A 1,383-nucleotide genomic window follows, 5' to 3' on the forward strand; every position below is an offset into this window, starting at 1 on the left:
GAGTTATGCCCAAAAGTTGGTGACGGCTGTCATCAGGCGGCGTTTTGAAGTTGCTTGATCCCGTCTTTGAACTCAACCCCCTGAATGACTTCGGGCAGTCGGTTTGTGCCGCTGAGCTTTCGCCATTTTTTCTTGGCTGACATCATTAGCTTGAAGACCATGGACAGGGCCGTTTTGCGGCTTAGGCAGCCCTTGGTCTTGCGGGTTCGGTTGCGCACGGTAGCGAAGACGCTTTCGATGGGGTTTGTCGTGCGGATGTGCTTCCAGTGCTCGGCAGGGAAGTCGTAGAATGTCAGCAGCACGTTGCGATCCTTGGTCAGCTTTTTGACCGCACGCTCGTATTTGACACCGTAAGTTTCAACGAACAGGTCGAAGGCGACAACCGCCTCTTTCTTTGTTGCCGCCATCCAGATGTCTTGCAGCCCTGCCTTGGCCTTTTCATGCAGGGGCTTTGGCATCGCGCCTGTGATGTTGGCCATCTTGTGGACCCAGCAGCGCTGTTCTTTCGTCGTCGGATACACGTCCCGAAGTGCAGTCCAGAAGCCCAAAGCACCGTCCCCACAGGCCAGATCAGGCGCAATCGTCAGCCCCCGTTTTTGCAAGCTCCGAAGAAGGTCCCGCCAGCTGTCCGCATTCTCGCGGAACCCGTCCATGATACCAAGAACATCCTTGTCACCATACTCATCCGCGCCAATAATCACCAACATACATTGACGATCATCGTCCAGGCGTGGGTTGAAGTAGACACCATCGGCCCAGATGTAGACGTAGCGCTTTGCCGTCAGATCGCGTTTGCGCCAAGCCTCGTATTCTTCCCACCAGGTCGACTTCAGTCGCGTGATCGTCGAGGCCGACAATCCATCGGCGTCTGGCCCTACAAGGGATGCCAGTGCCTCGCTGAAGTCCCCTGTCGAGATGCCTTTGAGGTAAAGCCACGGTAGCAATTCCTCCACAGACTTTGCCTTGCGCAAATAGGGCGGGACAAGCGACGAGTTGAAACGGACCTTCGAACCATCCGGGTTTTCACCACGATCCCTTACCCGAGGAACCTGAACCGCTACCTTGCCAATCCCGGTCATAACCTCGCGCTCCGGCAGAAACCCGTGGCGCACCAAACGCTGGCGGCCCTCGTCGTCCAAAAGGTGCGCGTGACCGCCCATGAATTCGGACACCTCCGCGCGCACCGCAGTAGCCAGAAGTTCCTGCGCACCTGCTCGCAGAAGATCCGTCAGCGGATCAGGTGAAAAATCGCTTGGTTTTGCGAAGTCGATAACTGTATTCTTGGTCATGTGGCATATCCTTTTCTCAATGAGAATTGCGGCGCTTCAACAACGCCATGATATGCCGCCCATTCGGGCCGTCACCAACTTTCGGTTATAACTC

At 55.9% G+C, this 1,383-nt stretch carries 1 protein-coding gene; it reads right to left on the reverse strand.

What is annotated here, in order from left to right; translation table 11 throughout:
- Positions 1-32: 32 nt before the first annotated feature.
- The gene (locus tag BMX04_RS18845; protein WP_074788380.1) at positions 33-1,289 is read right to left on the reverse strand and encodes an IS256 family transposase; all 1,257 of its coding nucleotides are present in this window, start codon (positions 1,287-1,289) and stop codon (positions 33-35) included.
- Between the last annotated feature and the right edge of the window lie 94 nt (positions 1,290-1,383).

The sequence above is a fragment of the Roseovarius tolerans genome, from assembly GCF_900109855.1.
In the GTDB taxonomy this organism is placed as follows: Bacteria; Pseudomonadota; Alphaproteobacteria; order Rhodobacterales; family Rhodobacteraceae; genus Roseovarius; species Roseovarius tolerans.